The organism is Sphingomonas sp. MM-1 (genome assembly GCF_000347675.2).
Lineage (GTDB): Bacteria > Pseudomonadota > Alphaproteobacteria > Sphingomonadales > Sphingomonadaceae > Sphingomonas_E > Sphingomonas_E fennica.
Genome location: NC_020561.1, coordinates 3,102,983 through 3,121,164, shown reverse-complemented (window position 1 = coordinate 3,121,164; position 18,182 = coordinate 3,102,983). Strand labels below are relative to the sequence as shown.

The 18,182-nt window shown below is 68.1% G+C and carries 18 protein-coding genes; 15 read left to right on the top strand and 3 right to left on the bottom strand.

What is annotated here, in order from left to right; genetic code table 11:
* Positions 1–26: 26 nt before the first annotated feature.
* Positions 27–428 (bottom strand): MerR family transcriptional regulator, encoded by a 402-nt coding sequence (locus G432_RS14950; RefSeq protein ID WP_015459653.1) that lies wholly within the window; start codon positions 426–428, stop codon positions 27–29.
* A 111-nt stretch (positions 429–539) separates the two neighbouring features.
* Between G432_RS14950 and G432_RS14945 the strand changes: the two genes are divergently transcribed.
* From G432_RS14945 to G432_RS14885, 12 genes are all read left to right on the top strand, one after another.
* Positions 540–893: a hypothetical protein gene (locus G432_RS14945; RefSeq protein ID WP_015459652.1), complete on the top strand. Its 354-nt coding sequence runs from the start codon at positions 540–542 to the stop codon at positions 891–893.
* The gene (locus G432_RS14940; RefSeq protein WP_144062063.1) at positions 890–1,177 is read left to right on the top strand and encodes a hypothetical protein; all 288 of its coding nucleotides are present in this window, start codon (positions 890–892) and stop codon (positions 1,175–1,177) included. The genes G432_RS14945 and G432_RS14940 overlap by 4 nt, the downstream gene beginning before the upstream one ends.
* A gap of 75 nt (positions 1,178–1,252) precedes the next feature.
* Positions 1,253–3,334 (top strand): copper resistance system multicopper oxidase, encoded by a 2,082-nt coding sequence (locus G432_RS14935; RefSeq protein ID WP_015459650.1) that lies wholly within the window; start codon positions 1,253–1,255, stop codon positions 3,332–3,334.
* The gene (locus tag G432_RS22180) at positions 3,331–4,506 is read left to right on the top strand and encodes a copper resistance protein B (RefSeq protein ID WP_015459649.1); all 1,176 of its coding nucleotides are present in this window, start codon (positions 3,331–3,333) and stop codon (positions 4,504–4,506) included. Before G432_RS14935 ends, G432_RS22180 begins: the two co-directional genes overlap by 4 nt.
* Positions 4,507–4,540: 34 nt before the next feature.
* Positions 4,541–5,029, top strand: a complete 489-nt coding sequence (locus tag G432_RS14920; RefSeq protein ID WP_015459648.1) for a DUF305 domain-containing protein — start codon at positions 4,541–4,543, stop codon at positions 5,027–5,029.
* 22 nt (positions 5,030–5,051) lie between these two features.
* On the top strand, positions 5,052–5,585 hold the full coding sequence (locus tag G432_RS14915) for a DUF411 domain-containing protein (protein ID WP_041865451.1): 534 nt from the start codon (positions 5,052–5,054) through the stop codon (positions 5,583–5,585).
* Positions 5,586–5,684: 99 nt separating this feature from the next.
* Positions 5,685–6,479 carry a DUF305 domain-containing protein gene (locus G432_RS14910; protein ID WP_015459646.1) on the top strand — a complete coding sequence of 265 codons (795 nt, stop codon included), beginning with the start codon at positions 5,685–5,687 and terminating at the stop codon, positions 6,477–6,479.
* A gap of 154 nt (positions 6,480–6,633) precedes the next feature.
* Positions 6,634–7,002, top strand: a complete 369-nt coding sequence (gene copC / locus G432_RS14905) for a copper homeostasis periplasmic binding protein CopC (protein ID WP_041864946.1) — start codon at positions 6,634–6,636, stop codon at positions 7,000–7,002.
* A 3-nt stretch (positions 7,003–7,005) separates the two neighbouring features.
* A complete protein-coding gene (gene copD / locus G432_RS14900) occupies positions 7,006–7,929 on the top strand; it encodes a copper homeostasis membrane protein CopD (protein WP_015459644.1) in 924 nt (307 codons plus the stop codon).
* Between the two features lie 124 nt (positions 7,930–8,053).
* The gene (locus G432_RS14895) at positions 8,054–8,785 is read left to right on the top strand and encodes an ImuA family protein (RefSeq protein ID WP_015459643.1); all 732 of its coding nucleotides are present in this window, start codon (positions 8,054–8,056) and stop codon (positions 8,783–8,785) included.
* On the top strand, positions 8,706–10,247 hold the full coding sequence (locus G432_RS14890) for a Y-family DNA polymerase (RefSeq protein ID WP_015459642.1): 1,542 nt from the start codon (positions 8,706–8,708) through the stop codon (positions 10,245–10,247). The genes G432_RS14895 and G432_RS14890 overlap by 80 nt, the downstream gene beginning before the upstream one ends.
* Complete coding sequence (locus G432_RS14885; protein ID WP_015459641.1) at positions 10,244–13,573, top strand: error-prone DNA polymerase; 3,330 nt, start codon at positions 10,244–10,246, stop codon at positions 13,571–13,573. The genes G432_RS14890 and G432_RS14885 overlap by 4 nt, the downstream gene beginning before the upstream one ends.
* 2 nt (positions 13,574–13,575) lie before the next feature.
* On the opposite strand, the gene G432_RS14880 is transcribed toward G432_RS14885, so the two are convergent.
* Complete coding sequence (locus G432_RS14880) at positions 13,576–14,196, bottom strand: SOS response-associated peptidase (protein ID WP_015459640.1); 621 nt, start codon at positions 14,194–14,196, stop codon at positions 13,576–13,578.
* 44 nt (positions 14,197–14,240) lie between these two features.
* Here G432_RS14880 and G432_RS14875 point away from each other — a divergent pair, with 44 nt between their 5' ends.
* The 3 genes from G432_RS14875 (at position 14,241) to G432_RS14865 (ending at position 16,074) form a co-directional block, all read left to right on the top strand.
* A complete protein-coding gene (locus G432_RS14875; protein WP_015459639.1) occupies positions 14,241–14,777 on the top strand; it encodes an SOS response-associated peptidase family protein in 537 nt (178 codons plus the stop codon).
* Between the two features lie 100 nt (positions 14,778–14,877).
* On the top strand, positions 14,878–15,576 hold the full coding sequence (locus tag G432_RS14870; RefSeq protein ID WP_144062062.1) for a hypothetical protein: 699 nt from the start codon (positions 14,878–14,880) through the stop codon (positions 15,574–15,576).
* A gap of 6 nt (positions 15,577–15,582) precedes the next feature.
* Complete coding sequence (locus G432_RS14865) at positions 15,583–16,074, top strand: hypothetical protein (RefSeq protein ID WP_015459637.1); 492 nt, start codon at positions 15,583–15,585, stop codon at positions 16,072–16,074.
* Positions 16,075–16,143: 69 nt separating this feature from the next.
* On the opposite strand, the gene G432_RS14860 is transcribed toward G432_RS14865, so the two are convergent.
* Positions 16,144–18,084, bottom strand: a complete 1,941-nt coding sequence (locus G432_RS14860; RefSeq protein WP_015459636.1) for a strawberry notch C-terminal domain-containing protein — start codon at positions 18,082–18,084, stop codon at positions 16,144–16,146.
* Between the last annotated feature and the right edge of the window lie 98 nt (positions 18,085–18,182).

The following is an 18,182-nucleotide window of genomic DNA, read 5'->3' as shown; positions in this document are numbered from 1 at the left end:
ATTGGCCCGCAACGAGCCGGGGCCGCTCAGCACGCTTCGAACGAGGCGATGATCGGGCACGGCCCCTTCTTCGCGGCGGCGCAGTCGCGGGCGAGCGAGGCGAGCGCCTGCCGCGCCCGCTGAAGTTCGGCAATTCGCGCATCGAGCGCCTCGATCCGGGCCGTCGCCATCTCGCGGGCCCGCGCGCGGTCGCCGTTGCTGTCGAGGTCAAGAAGCTCGCGGATCTCCTCGAGCGTGAAGCCGGCGTTCTGGGCCGAGCGGATGAACCGCAAACGGCGCGCCTCGTCCTCGCCATAGTGGCGGGTGCCGGACGTTCGGCTCTTCTGCGGACGGGGGTCCGCGAGCAGGCCGCGGCGCTGATAGTAGCGCACGGTCTCGACGCCGACGTCGCCGCTCCTCGCCAGCTGCGAGATCGTCATCGCTGTCATGCTTGACTCCGTACTATGGTACGGGGGCTATATAGTGAGTCGATCCGCCGGACCAAACGTGGTGACGAAACCGGAACCATCAGCGAAAGGTATGGTTGAACCAATCAGCCGATGAGCGCAAATCTGCCCCGCATGACCCTCGGACGGTTTCTCGCAGCGCTCGCTGCCATAGCCCTGCTGTGGGCGCCTTTGGCGCTCCAGGGCGGTGCGGCGATGGCGACAGCGCCGGCCGACCATCACGCGCAGATGATGCAGGGCGGTGACTGCCACGAGAAGCAGTCGGACCAGAAGGGACATTCGAGCGGCAAGGTCTGTTGCGCGGCCATGTGCACGGCCATCGTGGTGCCGCCGGTGGTCACGCTCGAGCCGGCGCCGCTCGCCGGCTCCACGAGCGGAACAGCGCTCGCCGAGAGCGGGCCGAGCTATCTAGCCGAGTTGCCGACACCGCCTCCGCGCCTCGCGTGAAATCGATCATTTCGAACGATTTCACGAAAGGTTGGACAATGAAGACGTTTTTGACTGCGGTCGCCGTGGCGATCGCACTCCCCGCCATTGCTCATGCGCAGGAAGCGCCCGAGGCAAAGCCGATGGCCTGCTGCGAGAAGATGAAGTCGGAGGGCAAGGAGTGCTGCTGCAAGGACATGGAGCAGATGGACCATTCGTCTCACGGCGGAGCCGCCGGGGCCGGTGCCCATGCTGAGCATTCCGGGTCGGCGGGCACGCCGCAGCCGGCGCACCAGCACCACTGAGCCGTAACGGGGTTGGCGGGGCTCGTCCGGCCCCGCCAATCTTCGGCAGTTCACGTGGCCAGCGAAGGATCATCCATGTTTGAATCGCTCACCCTCGAGCGGCGCGCGTTCCTGCGCGCGGCGGCCATCTGCGGTGGCGGCGCCGGTCTTGCCAGCGCGATGCCGTCATGGGCGCAGCCGGTCTCGGCCGGCATCGCCCGCCCGCTTCCCGTCCTCAGCGGCACCGACATCGCGCTGTCGATCGGTCACGCGGCGGTGACGGTGGACGGGAAGACCAGCCCCGCCGTCGCCATCAACGGGACCGTCCCGGGGCCGCTGCTGCGCCTCAGGGAAGGCCAGAACGTGCGGCTGCGGGTGACCAACGCCCTTCCCGCCGGCCATCACGACGACGCCCAGACGTCGATCCACTGGCACGGCCTCCTCGTGCCGTTCGCGATGGACGGGGTTCCGGGCGTCAGCTTCCCCGGCATCAATCCGGGCGAAACCTTCGTCTACGAGTTCCCGGTCCGCCAGAATGGCACCTACTGGTACCACAGCCACTCGGGCTACCAGGAGCAGGACGGCGTCTACGGGCCGATCGTGATCGACCCGGCCGGCGCAGATCCGGTCGCCTACGACCGCGAGCACGTGATCGTGCTCGCCGACCACAGCCGGATGACCGGCGCCATGATCTACCGCAAGCTCAAGCAGATGGGCGGCGGCTACTTCAACACGCAGCGGCTGACCCTGTCGGGCCTTCTCGCCGGGCGCGACCTGCCGGCGTCGGAACGCCAGCAATGGGCGGCGATGCGCATGGACCCGACCGACATCTCGGACGTGACCGGCTCGACCTACCACTTCACGGTCAACGGCTACGGCCCGTTCGACAACTGGACCGCGCTCTTCACGCCCGGCGAGCGGGTGCGCCTGCGGATCATCAACGCTTCGGCACAGACCAATTTCAACGTCCGCATCCCGGACCTGGCGATGACGGTTGTCCAAGCCGACGGCCAGAACGTGCGCCCGGTGGTGGTCGACGAGTTCCAGATTGGGGTCGCCGAGACCTACGATGTGATCGTCACGCCCGCCGACCGCGCCTATACGTTCGTCAGCGAAGCGATCGACCGCTCCGGGCTCGGCCGCGCCACGCTCGCCCCGCGCGAGGGCATGTCGGCGCCCGTCCCGCCGCTGCGGCCGCGCCCGCTGCTCACCATGAAGGACATGGGGATGGGCGGCATGGATCACACGGGCATGGACGCGCCGAACGCGCCCAATCCGGCCGCCGTGCGCGGCGTCGATCCGTCGGCCGAGCAAAATGCCTCGCGCGACCTCTGGAAGGCCACCGGCTGGACCGGCCCGGCGACCACCGCGGTAGCCGCAGCGGTTGCCGCCGATCATGCCGCCATGAGGCACCCCGGCACGCCGGCGACCGGCGTCGATCATGCCGCTATGGGGCATGGCGCCTCGCCGCCCGCAGCCGCCGACCACGCGGCGATGGGTCAGGGAGCCGCTGCGCCGACGGCGGCCGATCACGCGGCGATGGGGCACGAAGCGGCTCCTGCCGCGACCACTGGAGAGATGGGGGGGATGGACCACGGCGCTGCCGGGATGGAGCACAATATGCGGGACTTCAGCAACGCCCCGCAGGTCAAGCCCGGACCGGGCGTGCAGTCGATCTCGCCCATGCCGAGCGACCGCACCGGCGAGCCGCCTGTCGGTCTCGAAGGCCTTGGCCACCGGGTGCTGGTCTACCGCGACCTGATGGCGCTCGAGCGGAACCCGGACGTGCGCGCGCCGTCGCGCGCGCTCGAGATCCACCTCACCGGCAACATGGAGCGCTACATGTGGTCGTTCGACGGCGTGAAGCTGAGCGAGCCGGCCGAGCCGATCCCGTTCCGGCTCAACGAGCGGGTCCGGGTGACGCTGGTCAACGACACGATGATGCCGCACCCGATCCACCTCCACGGGCATTTCTTCGAGCTCGTGACCGGCCACGGCGCCCATGGTCCGCGCAAGCATACAGTCAACGTGCCGCCGGGCGGCAAGATGACTTTCGACCTGACCGCCGATGCGGTCGGCGACTGGGCGTTTCACTGCCACAATCTCTATCACATGACCGCAGGCATGATGCGGGTCGTCACGGTCCGCGACGAAGCCGGACAGGGAGGCGGTCAATGAGCCGGCGTCTCTTCGCTCTGGCCCTCGGGGCCTCCGGCCTCGCCCTCGGCACGCCCGCGCTCGCCCAGCACGAAGGCCACGCCGCGCCGGCCCAGCCCGGCGCCCCGGCGGAGCCGGATCCCCACGCCGGCCATGTCATGACCCCGGCACCGCAGCAGGAACCACCGCCGTCCGCGGACGATCCTCACGCCGACCATGACACGGGCGCACCGCCCGCTGAGACAGCGGAAGAAGACGATCCTCACGCCGGACACGCGATGCCGGCCCCGGCGGCAAGTCCCGAGCCGCAGGCCGCGGACCCGCACGCGGGGCACTCGATGGCCGCTCCCGCGGAAGAGCCCGCGCAGCCGGCCGATCCGCACGCCGGCCATGCGATGCCGGCTGCTGAATCCCCCGGCGCCGCTGCCGGGCCGTCCGGCACCGACCTCCCGGCGGGCAGCGCGCCTCCGCCGCCGATCCCGGCGGAAGCAGCCGCCGACGCCGTCTACGGCAGCGACGCGATGGAGATGGGGCGGCATCACCTGCAGCAATTCCACGGCGGGCAGAAGCTCTACCAGGTGATGTTCAATGTCGCCGAGGCCCAGTTGCGCGAGGGGCGCGACGGGTTCGAATGGGATGCGGCGGCCTGGTACGGTGGCGACATCAACCGCCTGTGGCTGAAAAGCGAGGGCGACGGCACGTTCGGCGGGCCCGTCGAGCAGGCCGAGGTCCAGGCACTCTACAGCCGCGCGATCGGCCCCTACTTCAACGTGCAGGGGGGTCTGCGCTACGACTTCGAGCCCGACCCGTCGCGCGCCTACGCGGTCGTCGGCGTCGAGGGGCTGGCGCCGAGCTTCTTCGATGTCGAGGGAACGCTGTTCCTCTCGCACAAGGGCGAGCTGATGGCCCGGGCCGAGGCCAGCTACGACCAGCGCATCACCCAGCGGCTGATCCTGCAGCCCAACGTCGAGGTCAACTTCTCGGCCCAGGACGTGCCCGAGCTGAGGCTCGGTTCGGGGCTGACGGAAGCTGAGGCCGCGCTGCGGCTGCGCTACGACATCCGCCGCGAGTTCGCGCCCTACATCGGGGTGCAGTACCGGCGCGCGTTCGGCGAGACCCGGCGGCTGCTGCGCGCCGCCGGCGAGGAAACCGGCGGCTGGAGCGTGCTGACCGGCATCCGCTGGTGGTTCTGACGAGGAACGAATGACCTGAGCGAAAGGATTTGTGATGATCGACCACCATCCGCAGCATGGCGCTTCATCCGGCGCGAAGCCCTACTGGATGCTCGCGCTCAATCTCGCGATCAGCACCCTCATCATGTACCTGGTGATGTTCGAGATGATCCGCGGCTGGGGCGAGTTCATCCACAACATCAACTTCTTCTACATGGCGCTCACCATGGCGATGCCGATGGGCGTGCTGATGCTGCTGATGATGGGCTCGATGTATCCCAACAAGCGGCTCAACCTGGTCCTTTACGCCGCGCTGGCCGCTGTGTTCGTGCTCGCGTTCGCGGCGGTCCGCACCCAGGCGCTCGTCGGCGACAAGCAGTTCGTCCGCTCGATGATCCCGCACCATTCGGGGGCGATCCTGATGTGCCGCGAGGCGCCGCTCGACGATCCCGAAATCCGCGAGCTCTGCTTCGGCCCCGACGGGATCATCGCCTCGCAGGAACGGGAAATCGCGCAGATGAAGCGGATCATGGAGCGTCTGTGACGCTGCCAGCTGGAGACTTATGATGGATCGAACCACCCTGAGAGTTACGCGCCGAAGCATCGTCGGCGGCATGGCCGCGCTCGCGGGCCTCGTTGCCACCGGGTGCGGCCGCGCCGGAACGCCGGCATCGCAGCAGGCCGCCGAGGCGCCGGAGGGAGCTCCCTCGCCCGGCCGGACCCTCGCCTCCGAGATGACCGTCTACCGCGACCCGAGCTGCGGCTGCTGCAAGGCCTGGGCCGATCTCGCGTCCAAGGCCGGTTACCAGGTGAGCGTCGTCGACCGCCCCGACATCGACGCGGTCAAGAAGCAGTATGGCGTCCCCGACAGTCTGCGCTCCTGCCACACCGCCATCGTGGGCGGCTATGCGATCGAGGGTCACGTGCCGTTCGAGCACGTTGCCAAGCTGCTCGAGACCAGGCCCGCGGGCATCAAGGGCCTCGCGGTCCCAGGCATGCCGCGCGGCTCGCCCGGAATGGAAATGGCGGACGGTTCGAAGGACCCGTTCGAGGTCATGGCCTTCGACGGTGCCGGCCGGGCCGAGCCGTTCGTTGCATGACCAAGAGGACAGGCAAGCTGGATTTCTCGCCGTCGGCTGAGCGGTGAACAAGCGCCCCTCCATCAGCCAGGAAGCCACTTCGGGAAAGGAGTCAGATCAATGCGCAGGATAATCTCAACGGCGATTGCCCTCGGCGCGGCGCTTGCCGCCGCCGGGTGCGGATCGAACGAGGAAGCCGAACCCGCCGCTACCGAACAGGCGGATGCCGCTGACGCGGTCGATCCGAACAATCCGTTCGCCGCGGCCGAAAAGAAGATGAACGACGAGATGATGGCGGCCGTCGGCACCGACGTCGGCGACAGCTGGGTGCGCAAGATGATCGTGCATCACCAGGGGGCGATCGACATGTCGCGGATCGGGCTGCAGCAGAATGTGAGCGACCACGTCCGCCAGATGGCGCAGGAATCGATCGACAAGCAGTCAGCAGAGGTCGAGGCGCTGCGCAAGCTGGTCAAGGAGGGCTCGCCCAACCCGCAGAGCGGCCAGCCCTTCCAGGCCGCGATGACCGAGATGCAGCAGGAAATGATGGCGGCCTCGGGCGCCGACATCAGCGAGACGTTCATGCGCAAGATGCTCGCCCATCACGAGGGCGGCGTGGCCTTGTCCGACGCGGCTCTCGCAAGCGGGGTCACCGGTGCGGTGCGCGAACAGGTCAACAAGACCCGCGCGGGCCAGCAGGAGGAGGCGGAGATGACCCGGGCGATGCTGAACGGCGAGCCGATGCCTTCCGCGACCCGGGCCTCGGCGGCCGAGCCTGCCGCGCCCGCGCCGGCGGCCACCAGCCGTCCGGCTCCGGCCCGCTCTACGCCTTCGCCGCGTCCGACGCAGACGCCAACGCCCGAGCCTGCCGCCGAGGCTGACGAGCACGCCGGGCATAATATGAGCGGGCAATAGGTTCGAGCCGTTCGGCCGCGCCCGCCCGCGATGGTCGCGCACGGACGAAAGGCCGGGCTGAATGACGGGTGTCGGGCAGGTTCAGCATGAATGCACGGCGGAATACCTATGATTTTCGAATGCTGATCCGGGGAACGTGGCAAGGAGGTTTGTAATGTCTCGAATAGTCTCTTCATTGATTGCGCTCGGCGGAGCGGCGGCGCTGCTCAGCGCCGCTCCCGCCTTCGCTCACGCGAAGCTTGAATCGTCCAGTCCGGCGGCAAACGCCACGCTGCGCACGGCGCCGCGCACGATCACTCTCACCTTCAACGAGCGGCTGGTGCCGCGTTTCTCGAAGGTCGAGCTGACGATGCCGGCGCACCGCATGAAGGTGCCGGTGAACGTGACGGTCCTGCGCGACGGCAAGCGTGTCGTCGCTACCCCAGCATCGGCGCTGCGGCGCGGCGACTACCGGGTCGTGTGGACCGCGGCCTCGGCCGACGGGCACAAGATGAGCGGCACGTTCAACTTCAAGGTCGCCTGACGGGTGATCGAGCCTGCGATCATCGGGCTCAGGTTCGTCCAATATGCAGGAGCGACGATCCTGTTCGGCCTGTCGCTGTTCCTGCTCCACGCGCTGCCCGCCGCGGGGGCCGCGTCGCCGTCACGCCTGCCCTGGGCCCGGTGGGTCCTGGCGGGCGGAGCCGCGCTGCTGGCCCTTGGCTCCGCGCTGGCGATCGCGGCGCAGGCAAGCCTGTTCGAAGGCTCGCTCGCTCGCGGGTTCACTCTCGAGGCGATGGGCTCGGTCGTCTCCTACATGACCCTCGGCCAGGCGGCTGCCGCCAGAGCCGTGCTGGCGCTTGCCGCGCTGCTGGTGGTGATCCTGGCGAGCCCGGGCCGGGCAACATTGGTCGCGACGGCCACGCTCGGCGCTGGCGCGACAGCTTCGCTCGCGTGGCTGGGCCACGCCGCCGCGACCGAAGGCACGCTCGGGTGGATCCACCTCGGCAGCGACATTCTCCACCTCCTCGCCGCAACCGTCTGGCTGGGGGCGCTCGCCGGGTTCGCGCTGCTGCTCGGCTCGCCGGATGCGCCTGGGAAGCGCGAAGCGCTTCACCAGGGACTGCACGGTTTCTCCGGATTGGGGTCGGTGCTGGTGGCCGTCCTGCTGCTGACCGGGGTGGTCAACAGCTGGGTCCTGGTCGGGCCCGACCGTATCGGCGAAATTGCCGCGACTGGCTATGGCCGGCTCCTGCTGCTCAAGATCGCCCTGTTCCTGCTGATGGTCTGCCTCGCCGCCGCCAACCGGTTCCGGCATACGCCGCGGCTCGGGCAGGTACTTGCGGGCGGCGACACCGCGGGTGCAGTCAGCGCCCTGCGGCTCAGCGTGGGCCTGGAGGCGGCGGCTGGCGCCGCGATCCTCGCGGTCGTGGCTTGGCTCGGCACCCTCGCTCCCCCTGCCGCGGGCTAGCTGCGCCCACTTCCGTCCATTCCCCGGCGGTCGCTGCGACGGTTTCTTCGCGCTTGACTCCACGCGGGCGAGGGTGAGAACATAGAGGGAACATTCTTCCGCCCTTCCGAGTCTTTGGGATGCCATGCGTCAGCCTGCCGCCATTGCCGAGTTGCGCGCCAAGATCGCGCGGATCGAGAGCGTGGGCGCCCGCCACGAGACGCTGCCGTTCGGCGTTGAAGCCATCGACGGCCATCTGCCCGCCGGCGGGATTGCCACGGGCGCGCTCCACGAAATCGCCGGCAGCCCGGACCTCAGCGACGATGCTGCGGCGACCGTGTTCCTCGCCGGCATCCTCGCCCGCACCGAAGGCACGGTGCTATGGTGCCTGCGCTGGCGGGATCTGTTTGCGCCCGCGCTTCATCTTGCCGGGCTCCACCCCGACCGAGTGATCTTTGTCGAGGCGGGCAGCGACACCAACGTGCTCATCGCGATGGAGGAATGCCTGCGCCATGCGGGCCTCGGCGGCGTCGTCGGAGAGACAGGAAAGCTTTCGCTCACGGCCTCGCGCCGGCTCCAGCTCGCGGCAGAGCAATCCGGCGTGCCGGCTTTCGTCTTCCGCCGGGCCTCGCCGGTTGACGCGGCGGCAGCGGGGAGCGCGGCGACGACCCGCTGGCGGGTGCGTGCAGCCCCCAGTGAGGAAATGGGCCTGCCGAGCCTCGGTCGCCCGCGCTGGTCGGTGACACTCGAGCGGGCGCGCGGCGGCGACCCCAAACACTGGATAGTGGAGGCCTGCGATGCGCAGGGTCGTATCGCTCTTCCTGCCGCACTGGCCGACGGACCGGCTGCGGCGGAAGCGCGGCAAGCCGCCGCCTGACGACGCCCCGTCGCTCGCCACCGTCCTGCCGGATCATGGCCGGCGCGTGATCGCCAGCCCCGATGCGCGCGCGCTGGCGATGGGCGTCGTTCCGGGCATGACGGTGACCAAGGCTCGCGCGCTGGTGCCGGATCTGGAAGTGGTGGATGCGGACCTCGATGGCGACCGCGAGGCGCTGCGGCGGCTCGCGCTGTGGGCAGCCCGGCGCTACTCGCCGCAGGTCGCGTCCGATCCGCCCGACGGCCTGTGGATCGACATCACGGGCTGCGAGGACCTGTTCGGCGGCGAGATCGCGCTGGCCAAGGACCTCTACCGCCGGGTTCGCGCGTCGGGTCTGGCTGCGCATGTCGCAGTCGCGGATACCGCCGGCTGCGCTCATGCGGTGGCGCGCCATGTCCGCGGCGCGCGGCCCATCCATGTCGAACCTCGCCGGACTGTGCAGGCGCTCGAGCTGCTGCCGGTCTCGGCGCTGCGGATCGAGCCCGGCGTCGCGGCCGAGCTCGTGCGCATGGGGTTCTCGCGCATCGAGCAGTTGATCGCCGCGCCGCGCGCGCCGCTCGCCAAGCGCTTCGGGCGCCAGCTCTACCGCCGTCTTGACCAGGCGCTCGGCACTCTGCCCGAGCCGATCGATCCGGTGGTCGCCAGCGAAGTGCCGCGCGCAACGCGGCGCCTGCTTGAGCCGATCGGCACTCCGGAGGCGTTCGAGCAGGTCATCGGCGACCTGGTGCGCGATCTGGCGGCCCAGCTCCTTGCCAAAGGCCGCGGGGCACGCCGGCTCGACCTGCTGTTCGAGCGCGTCGACGGCCATGTCCAGGCGGTTCGCGTCGGGACCGCCAAGCCGACGCGCGACGAGCCGCACCTTGCGCGGCTGCTGAACGCGCGCATCGGCGAGATCGAGCCGGGCCTCGGCATCGAGGGGATGACGCTCGCCTGTCCGCTTTCCGAGCCGCTCGCGCCGTCGCAGGCCGACGGGCTTGCCAGCCCCGCCGCTCGTGGCCCGGACCTGCCCGCGCTGGTCGACGCGCTGGCGAACCGTTTCGGGCAGCGCTGCCTATATCGCGCGTCGCCGCGCGAAAGCGCCATGCCCGAGCGCGAGGTGGGCTCGATCCCGGCATTGGCCCCGCCCGCAGCAATTGTGTGGGAGGACGACCTGCCGCGGCCGGCGCGGATGCTCGATCCGCCCGAGCGGATCGAGGTGATGGCGCTGCTCCCCGATCATCCGCCGCGGCTGTTCGTGTGGCGCGGCCAGCGCCACCGGGTGGTGCGTGCCGACGGGCCCGAGCGGCTTCACGGCGAGTGGTGGCGTGACGGCGGCACCGAGGCCGATGCGCCCTATACCGTGCGCGACTATTTCCAGGTCGAGACGCTCGGCGGCGGGCGCTACTGGCTGTTCCGGCTCGGCGACGGCGAGAAGCCCGCGACCGGGCCGATGCAGTGGTTCATCCACGGAGCCTTCGCGTGACCGGCGCCTATCCCCTGGACGGTGCGCGCTACGTCGAGCTGCAGGTGACCACGCACTTCAGCTTCCTGCGCGGTGCGTCGAGCCCGGAAGAGCTGTTCGCCGCGGCGGCGCTGCTCGGCCTGCCGGCGCTCGGGGTCACCGACCGCAATACGCTCGGCGGCCTCGTCCGGGCGATGGACGCGGAGAAGGTGACCGGCGTGCGCTCGATCGTCGGCTGCCGGCTCGATCTCGTCTGCCGCACATCGTTGCTCGTCTATCCCACCGACCGCGACGCCTACGGGCGTCTCTGCCGGCTGCTTTCGATCGGCAAGGGCCGCGCCGGCAAGGGCGGCTGCGACCTCGACTGGTCGGATCTCGAGGACTGGGCGGCGGGGCTGATCGCGATCCTCGTTCCCGACCGGGCGGACGCCGCAAACGAGGCGGCGCTCGCGCGCTGCCGGCGGCTGTTCGGCCCACGGGCGTACATGGCGCTGACGCTGCGCCGGCGTCCGCGCGACGCGATCCGGCTGCGCGATCTGGCTGCGCAGGCTGCGGCCGCCGGGGTGCCTACCGTCGCCACCGGCGACGTGCTCTATCATTCGCCCGAGCGGCGGATGCTGCAGGACGTTGTCTCGTGCATCCGCGAGAAGTGCACGATCGACCGGCTCGGCCGGCGGCGCGAGCGCTTTGCCGACCGCCACCTCAAAAGCGCCGAGGAGATGGAGCGGCTGTTCCAGCGCTACCTCGGGGATGTCGGCCCGGTGCACCGCAGCGTCGAAATCGCGCGGGCGTGCCAATTCGCGCTCTCGGACCTCGAATACACCTATCCCGACGAGGTGGGTCCGAGCGGGCTCTCGCCACAGCAGGAACTCGAGCGGCTCACCTGGGAGAAGGCGCCGGAGCGCTATCCCGGCGGGCTGCCCGACAAGGTGCGCGTGCAGCTGGAGCACGAGCTCAAGCTGATCGCCGAGCTGCGTTATGCGCCGTATTTCCTGACGGTCCATTCGATCGTCGCGTTCGCGCGCTCGAAGAATATCCTGTGCCAGGGACGCGGCAGCGCGGCGAACTCGGCGGTGTGCTTCGTGCTCGGCATCACCTCGATCGATCCGGTCAAATCCGAGTTGCTGTTCGAGCGCTTCGTCTCGGCCGAGCGGCGCGAGCCGCCCGACATCGACGTCGATTTCGAGCACGAGCGGCGCGAGGAAGTGATCCAGTGGATCTACGAGACCTACGGCCGCGAGCGCGCCGCGCTGACCGCGGTCGTCTCGCGCTTCCGCGCCCGCGGCGCCGTGCGCGAGGTCGGCAAGGCGCTAGGGCTCAGCGAGGATGTGACCGCGGGCCTCGCCAGCCAGGTCTGGGGCTGGAGCCGCGAAGGCGTCGACGAGCGCCACGCCGAGGAGCTCAACCTCGACCTCGCCGACCGGCGGCTGCTTCTCACGCTCGAGCTGGCGCGGGAGCTGATCGACACGCCGCGGCATACCTCGCAGCATCCGGGCGGGTTCGTGCTGACGCTCGGCCGGCTCGACGAGCTGGTGCCGATCGAGCCGGCGGCAATGCCCGACCGGCAGATCATTGAGTGGGACAAGGACGATATCGACGCGCTCGGCTTCATGAAGGTCGACGTGCTTGGCCTCGGGATGCTCGGCTGCATGCGCCGGGCGTTCGCGATGCTCGAGGAGGACAAGGGGCTGGAGCTCGACCTCGCCACGATCCCGCCCGAGGATTCGGCAACGTACGCCATGATCCGCAAGGCCGACACGCTCGGCGTGTTCCAGATCGAAAGCCGCGCGCAGATGGCGATGCTGCCGCGGATCAAGCCAAGGACGTTCTACGATCTTGTCGTCCAGGTCGCGATCGTCCGCCCTGGTCCGATCCAGGGTGACATGGTCCATCCCTATCTCCGGCGCCGTGAGGGCAGGGAGCCGGTCACCTACCCGAAGGAGGAGCTGCGCCGCGTGCTCGAGAAGACGCTTGGCGTGCCGCTGTTCCAGGAACAGGCGATGCGCGTCGCGATCGAGTGCGCCGGGTTCACCCCCGGCGAGGCCGACCTGCTGCGGCGGGCGATGGCGACGTTCAAGCTGACCGGCGGAATCAGCCATTTCCGCGACAAGCTCATCGATGGCATGATCGCGCGCGGCTATGATCGCGCCTTCGCCGAGCAGACCTTCAAGCAGATCGAGGGTTTTGGCAGCTACGGTTTCCCCGAGAGCCACGCAGCGAGCTTTGCCCTGATCGCCTACGCCTCGTCCTGGATGAAGTGCCACCATCCGGACGTGTTCTGCGCAGCCTTGCTCAACGCGCAGCCGATGGGCTTCTACGCGCCCGCGCAGATCGTCCGCGATGCCCGCGCGCACGGGGTCGAAGTGCGGCCGGTCGATGTCAACGCGAGCCGCTGGGACTGCACGCTCGAGCCCTCCAAGGGCCGGTTCATGGCGGTGCGCCTCGGGCTGTCGCAGGTGCGCGGCCTGCGCAACGAGGACGGCGCCGCGATCGTGCTCGCGCGCGGCGACCGGCCTTACGCTTCGGTCGAGGAGATCCAGCGCCGAGCCGGCGTCGGTGCGGGCGCGCTCGACCGGATAGGCCAGGCAAACGGGTTCGGATCGATCGCACCCTCGCGGCGTGCCGGTCTGTGGGAGGTCAAGGGTCTCGGCAACGCGCCGCTGCCGCTCTTTGCCGCGGCGGACGAACGCGAGCGGCGGCTGCGCCCCGAGGCGACGGAACCGGCGGTGCCGCTCGCCGCGATGACCGAAGGCCAGGAGGTCGTCGAAGACTACCGCGCCATCGGGCTGTCGCTTCGCGCGCATCCGCTGGCGTTCCTGCGCGACGAACTCGCCAGGCGCGCAATGACGCCGTGCTCGGCGCTGCGCGACATGAAGGACGGGCGCATGGTCAATATCGCCGGGCTTGTCCTTGTCCGGCAGAAGCCCGGATCGGCCAAGGGGGTGATGTTCATCACGCTCGAGGACGAGACCGATGTCGTCAACCTGGTGGTCTGGCCCGACCTGTTCGAGAAGCATCGCCGGGTCGTGCTCGGAAGCTCGATGATGGGCGTGCGCGGTCGCGTCCAGCGCGAAGGCGACGTAATCCATGTCGTGGCGCAGCGGCTCGAAGACATGTCGGGCCTGCTGGCGGGCGTCGGCGAGCGGGAGGATGTGGCGACGGTCTACCGGGTGAGCCGGGCTGACGTGGCCAAGCACGGCATGGGCCCCGATCCGCGCGACCCGGCCGGACGGTCGCTCGGCCGTTCGCCGCGCGACATCTACATACCCGATCTACGCCTTGGCTCGGGCATCGTCCCGGACCAGCCGACCGAGGGAATCAAGATCAGGTCGCGGAACTTCCACTAGCTTTAGAGGAGGGCCGCCTGCGCCGCTTCGGGCGGGTAGACGCGTCGCACCGCAAGGCTGCCCTTGGGAAGCACCTGCAGGACCTCCTCCGCCGGCACCGACGGATCGAGCCAGTCGGCCCATCGCTCGCGCGGCAGGGGAATGATCTGGCGAGAGTGATACGGCGCGACGTCCTCGCCCGGATCGGTCGTGAGCATCGTGAACACTTCCCCGACCTCCGCATGCGGCCGCCAGATGCCGGCGATGCAGAACCAGGGGTGGTCACGCAGCGTGAACAGCCACTTGTTCTGCCGCTTCTGCTTGGGGTCGTCCGGCTTGGTGAACTCGTAGAAGCCGTCGGCAAGGATCAGGCACCGGTTCGAGGTAAACTCGCGCCCTTCCGAGCGGAAATTATAGACCGGTTTGCCGCCCGGTCCCGGCCAGCTCCAGCGCCGGTTGACCAGCTCGCCGACGCCTCTTTCCCCTTCGACGCCGCGCACGATAGGCGCGGTGTCGGAGATCTTGATGTCCTCGCGCGCGGGCACGTTGGGCGCGCCTTCCGGCATCCTGATCTTGATGCTGAGGTTGTCGAAGTCCTCGGCAATCGAGGCGATGTCGACCTCGAGCTTATAGTCATTGCACATCTGCTCCCCCAGCCTCCGTCGGTCTTGTCCGAAGATCGTGTTCCTTGTATGTTCTCGCCATGCATCCGACTCCGACACCCTTCGATTCGGACGCGCCGCTCGACAGCCGCCGCCCGATCATCCGGCGAAATCCGGAGGATCCCCAGGAGATCGAGATGATCGAGGCGGTCTGGGGTTCCAACCCCCGCTTCAGCGATGGCGTGTCCTTTCGCTTCGTGCGGTCCGAAGGCAAAACCTTCCCGAGCCACCGCTGCCTGATCCCGGCATCCGAATTCCGGATGTCCGTCGGCGACAAGACATACCGGGTCACGCTCGATGGCGGAAACTTCTTCTATCTCGCCGGCATCTGGGAACCGGCAATGGGAGACTGGCCGGTCTGCTACCGGATCGTGACCGTCGCCGCCAATCCCGAGGTCGCGCGCTACCAGGAGCGGCATGGCGCGATCATTCACCGGCGCCAGGTCATGCAATGGCTCAACCACACGGCCGCCGAGACGGACCTGCTCGAAACGCCACCTGCGCGGACGTTCATCGTTGAGCTGCTCGCTCAGAGTTCACGCGAGCCGCTGTTAGCCCTTTGACCCGAAGGCGCGGTCAAGAGGAACCGGTTTTGCGCGGAAGGCGCACAAGCGCTTCTTTCATTCGCGGCCTTTGAAGCTAAGGTGACGGCTGGGGGTTGGGGTGAACGGAAAAGAACTAATCGATCAGGTGCGCCGCTCGATCGCGGTTGCGGGCTCGCCCGCACCAACGGATCGTGCCGTTGCCGAGTATCTTGGCATCAGCATAACCGGACTTGCGAATTGGCGCTCGCGAGAGATGGTCACAACGCGCCAAATGGTTGGCCTTCTTACCGCCGTAGTGAAGGCATCGAAGCGCCGGACTGAGTCAGAGGCCATCAAACCGATCGTCGAATTTTTCCAAATTCAGAGAACGACGGTGGGCAATGGTTCTAATTGTCGCATCTTCGACCCCGGGAAAGGCGAAAACGAGCATCCTTACCTTACGGGTCTGAAGCGCGAGCTAGAACGCCATCGCGGCGTCTACATCTTCTACGACAGTCGTGGCCGAGCACTATACACTGGCAAGACGAAGGCCCAGTCGCTCTGGAAGGAGATAAATCTGGCCTATAACCGGGACCGCGATCCAAACCTTCAACGGATCTTGCGCGTGCAGCACCCAGAACGGCGCCAGGATTTTCGTACCTCGGACGAAATGCGGCGTCAGATCAGACCGATCAATGTTCGGCTTCATGAGCTGGCAGAGTATGTGAGCGCCTATCAGGTTTCCGAAGGGATGATCGGCGACATCGAGTCTCTATTGATTCGTGCGTTTCCCAATGACCTGCTCAACAAGAAAATCGAAAACCTCACCTGGGGTTAGTCCTGTATGGCACTCGTGGAGTTTACGCGCCCCGCATTGGAAGCGGGTGGATTCGCCGGTTGGGTTCCCTTCGGGGAGGTCCGGGCAAGTGCCTGTCCTTCGTCGGGCGGGGTGTATGTAATAACCTACGGCGGCAGCAAACCCCTCACGTTTGCCGAGCAAAGCTGCGGGGGATGGTTCAAGGGCAAAGACCCGACCGTCTCGCACGAAGCGCTCGCCGCTAACTGGGTCGATGATGCCGAGGTGGTCTATATCGGCAAAGCAGATCAGCTGAATCGCCGCCTCACACAGTTCGCCGACTTCGGCGCGGGGAAGCCTGTAGGTCACTGGGGTGGACGTCTGATCTGGCAGTTGCCACGCGTTGACCAGCTTCTCGTCGCGTGGAAGCAGACCCCGGGGCAAGTGCCCGTCGAGGTGGAGGCCGAGCTAATCGCGTCGTTCCGGCAGGCCTATGGCAAACCGCCGTTTGCCAACGATCCGCACCGCCTCGGAACGTAGTTCACGCGCAGCCCGCCATCGCCGGTCCACGCAGCGTCCACAACGCCAAAACGCCCGAGCGTGGCGCGCTCAGGCCGAGCGCAGCGACGTAATGATCGAAGCGCTTTCACCGAGCGGAACGAACAGGCGGGTCTGGTAACGGATGATCTCCGTGAAGCAGCCTTGCGCTTTGTACCAGTCGAGGCGGGCGGCGCTCCATCCCGTCAGTTCAAGTCGCTGCCTCCCGTTCACGAGGCTCCGCTTGAGCGTCAGTGGCTCCCTTCCTCCGATCTCGAGCGGACGGCCGGTCGCCAGGACCGACGCCACCAGTTCATCGGCGGAGATAGTAGGTCCTTGATCCATTCCGAGAGCCCGGCAAAGCTCGGACAGGCAGTTGATCGGAACTTCGCGGCCGAGAAGCGAACGGCCGTCACCCGCGCAAATCCGGCTGACCCGCACATGGTCGGTCGGCAACTTGTCCCAGACCGGCAGCAGCAGGCCGGTCGCGAGATGGAGCCGCTCATGCTTGCGGCTCGATGCCGCTTCGTCGACCTCCGCCTGCCACAGGCGCCGGAATTCGTTCTGGTCGACAGGCTCCCAACTGCTCTCGTCCAGCTGGTCAGCGGTGAGATATCCCCGCTTCAGCGGACGATGCAGTTCGAACTGCGCGATCCGCGCACCCTCGTCGGTCAACATGCTTCGGGCCGGCACGAGAAGTCCGACGCGGCCGGAGCGGCTGTTGCGCAGGGGGCGGTGTTGTGGATCGTCGATTCCGTATTGTTCGTGCAGCCTCGCCAGTGTCAGAGGCTTCAGGGCGCGGGCAATCTCCAACTCGAGCAGGTGCGTCGTCGCGCCCGACAGGGCATCGGTGCGAAGCAGAGTGTCCGAGAGGATCTCGAAGCTTTCGACGGCGATCGTCTCGACGCCGAGATCGAGCGTGCCGGCCTGCCGTGCCGCATCGACGCGCGCTTCGACGAGGGCAATGAACTCGTCGAAAATGGCGTTCTGCAAGGCGATCGAGAGCGCGAGGATGCGGTTAAGCCAGCGCTGGATCGTCGGCAGATCGTCGACCATGCCGCCGTCGGGCCCTTCGATCCGGAGCCCGGTTAACTCCTGGAACCTGGCCAGCCCGATCGCCTCGAGCTTGCCAGTGAACAGCAGCCCGAACCAGCGATTGAGCGCCTCCTTGGCGTAAACGCTTTCGAGGTTGTCGGCCGGATCGAAGAGATTCTGCCCGCCCGTCTGGCGCTGTCCGCGGGTGAGCGCGCCAAGGCTGTCGAGGCGGCGGGCGATTGTCGAGATGAACCGCCGCTCGCCGCGAACATCGGTGGTCACCGGACGGAACAGCGGCGCCGAGGCCTGGTTGGTGCGGTTGGTGCGCCCGAGCCCTTGGATCGCCGCATCGGCGCGCCAGCCCGGCTCGAGCAGGAAATGCACGCGGCGGGCCTGGTTCTTCGCTGCAAGATCGGCGTGGTAGCTTCGCCCCGTGCCGCCCGCGTCGGAGAACACCAGGATGCGCTTGACGCCGTCCATAAAGGCCTGCGTTTCAGCGACATTGGCGCGCGGGCTGCGGGCCTGGAGCTTCTGCCGCCCGTCCGGCCCGACGATCAGCCGGCGGCGGCGGCCGGTCACCTCGGCGACCTGATCGACCCCGAACCGCTCGATGATCGCATCGAGCGCGGTGGCGATCGGCGGTAGCGCGCAGAGTTGCTCGATCATCCGGTCACGCGCGGCGAGTGCCGAACGGCACAGCACCGGGCGGCCTTCATCATCGACCATCGGCTCGGAACGCGCAGTGCCGTTTTCGTCCGTGAACACGGCCATCAGGCGAACCGGAAAGCTCTTCGCCAGGTAGTCGATCACGTATTCGCGCGGGGAGAGGTCGATCTCCAGCGCCTCGCGCTCCTCGTCCGAAAGTTCCGCCAAGCGCCGGTCGAGCATGGCCTCGGCGGTCGAAACCAGCTGGACGACCACGGAATTCCCGTCGGCGAGTGCGGTTTCGATCGCGGGCAGCAGGCTGGGCAGCTTCATCGACAGGAGGAGCTGGGCGAAGAAGCGCTGCTTGGTGCCCTCGAATATCGATAGCGCTGCGGACTTGGCTCCGCTGTTGAGCGTGTCGCCACTGTCGG

Bases quoted from the DNA above. Each gene is read 5' to 3' on its own strand.
- G432_RS14950 (WP_015459653.1), bottom strand. From the start codon at position 428: ATGACAGCGATGACGATCTCGCAGCTGGCGAGGAGCGGCGACGTCGGC.
- G432_RS14945 (WP_015459652.1), top strand. From the start codon at position 540: ATGAGCGCAAATCTGCCCCGCATGACCCTCGGACGGTTTCTCGCAGCG.
- G432_RS14935 (WP_015459650.1), top strand. From the start codon at position 1,253: ATGTTTGAATCGCTCACCCTCGAGCGGCGCGCGTTCCTGCGCGCGGCG.
- G432_RS22180 (WP_015459649.1), top strand. From the start codon at position 3,331: ATGAGCCGGCGTCTCTTCGCTCTGGCCCTCGGGGCCTCCGGCCTCGCC.
- G432_RS14920 (WP_015459648.1), top strand. From the start codon at position 4,541: ATGATCGACCACCATCCGCAGCATGGCGCTTCATCCGGCGCGAAGCCC.
- G432_RS14915 (WP_041865451.1), top strand. From the start codon at position 5,052: ATGGATCGAACCACCCTGAGAGTTACGCGCCGAAGCATCGTCGGCGGC.
- G432_RS14910 (WP_015459646.1), top strand. From the start codon at position 5,685: ATGCGCAGGATAATCTCAACGGCGATTGCCCTCGGCGCGGCGCTTGCC.
- copC (WP_041864946.1), top strand. From the start codon at position 6,634: ATGTCTCGAATAGTCTCTTCATTGATTGCGCTCGGCGGAGCGGCGGCG.
- G432_RS14895 (WP_015459643.1), top strand. From the start codon at position 8,054: ATGCGTCAGCCTGCCGCCATTGCCGAGTTGCGCGCCAAGATCGCGCGG.
- G432_RS14890 (WP_015459642.1), top strand. From the start codon at position 8,706: ATGCGCAGGGTCGTATCGCTCTTCCTGCCGCACTGGCCGACGGACCGG.
- G432_RS14880 (WP_015459640.1), bottom strand. From the start codon at position 14,196: ATGTGCAATGACTATAAGCTCGAGGTCGACATCGCCTCGATTGCCGAG.
- G432_RS14865 (WP_015459637.1), top strand. From the start codon at position 15,583: ATGGCACTCGTGGAGTTTACGCGCCCCGCATTGGAAGCGGGTGGATTC.
- G432_RS14860 (WP_015459636.1), bottom strand. From the start codon at position 18,084: ATGAAGCTGCCCAGCCTGCTGCCCGCGATCGAAACCGCACTCGCCGAC.